The organism is Peribacillus aracenensis (genome assembly GCF_025175645.1).
In the GTDB taxonomy this organism is placed as follows: domain Bacteria; phylum Bacillota; class Bacilli; order Bacillales; family DSM-1321; genus Peribacillus; species Peribacillus aracenensis.
Window position 1 is genome coordinate 1 of record NZ_JANZMJ010000094.1, and the last position, 1,259, is coordinate 1,259.

The 1,259-nt window shown below is 40.3% G+C and carries 1 protein-coding gene; it reads left to right on the forward strand.

The genetic code is table 11. From position 1 onward, the window contains the following. Positions 1-1,259 (forward strand): IS3 family transposase gene (locus tag N0M92_RS29075; protein ID WP_260289026.1). Its coding sequence is split into 2 segments (ribosomal slippage), with 1,260 coding nucleotides annotated over them: positions 1-385 and positions 385-1,259; the frame shifts between segments, so codons are not numbered across the junction. This gene is flagged as partial in the annotation.

A 1,259-nucleotide genomic window follows, 5' to 3' on the forward strand; every position in this document is an offset into this window, starting at 1 on the left:
AGCTTAGCTAAATCTGTTGGTGTTAACTCTGGAGTATTACTCAATTGGATTCGACAGTACCAATATCATGGAGAACGTGCATTTGAAAAACGCTATACAACTTATACGGTAGAAGATAAACTGAAGGTACTTGAATATATGAACTTACAGGGGACGTCTCTCCGTGAAACCGCTGCGGTTTTCAATATTCCGGCACCTTCTACCCTATTACTTTGGCAAAAACAATGTGAAGCGGAAGGAGTAGACGCCCTCAAACCAAAGAAAAAGGGGCGTCCATCCATGAAAAAAGAAACCAAGAAACCACTAGCAGAAGGATCATTAGAGGCATTAAAGGCTGAAAATGAGCGGTTACGTGCGGAGAATGCCTATTTAAAAAAGTTAAACGCCTTAGTTCAGGAAAGAGAAGCGTCAGAACGCAAGAAAAAGCGAAAGTAGTGCACGAACTAAGGGGAGAATTTAATTTAAAGCTACTTCTATCTGTCGCGAATATCGCACGGAGCACCTATTATTATTGGAGAAACGCCTTCGGGCGTCAGGATAAATACGTGGAGATAAAGCCTGTCATCGAAGAGATATTTCAGACGAATAAAGGGAGATATGGATATCGACGCATCACCTTAGAATTACATAATCGGGGCATTGTGATTAACCATAAAACGGTGCTTCGATTGATGAATGAGTTGGGTCTAAAGTGTATGGTACGTATGAAGAAATACCGTTCGTACAAAGGCAAGGTTGGAAAGATTGCGCCCAATATTCTCGAGCGTGATTTTAAGGCAACAAAGCCAAATGAAAAATGGGTCACTGATGTGACGGAATTTCATCTATACGGTGAGAAGTTGTACTTATCTCCCATTCTTGATTTATTTAATGGAGAAATCATCGCCTACAATATCGAATCACGTCCTATTTACCCTTTAGTCTCCAAGATGTTAGACCAAGCCATAATGCGATTGGAATCGGAAGATTCACCCATCCTTCATTCGGATCAAGGCTGGCATTACCAAATGAAACCATATTCACATACCTTGAAGTCACATGCGATTACACAAAGCATGTCTCGGAAGGGAAATTGTCTCGACAACGCTGTCATGGAAAACTTCTTTGGCTTATTAAAATCCGAATTGCTTTATTTACAAACGTTCGACAGCATGAAGCATTTCAAACAAGAACTAGAAGATTATATTTATTATTACAATCACCAACGAATTAAGGTGAAATTAAAAGGCATGAGCCCGGTTGATTACCGGGTTCATGCC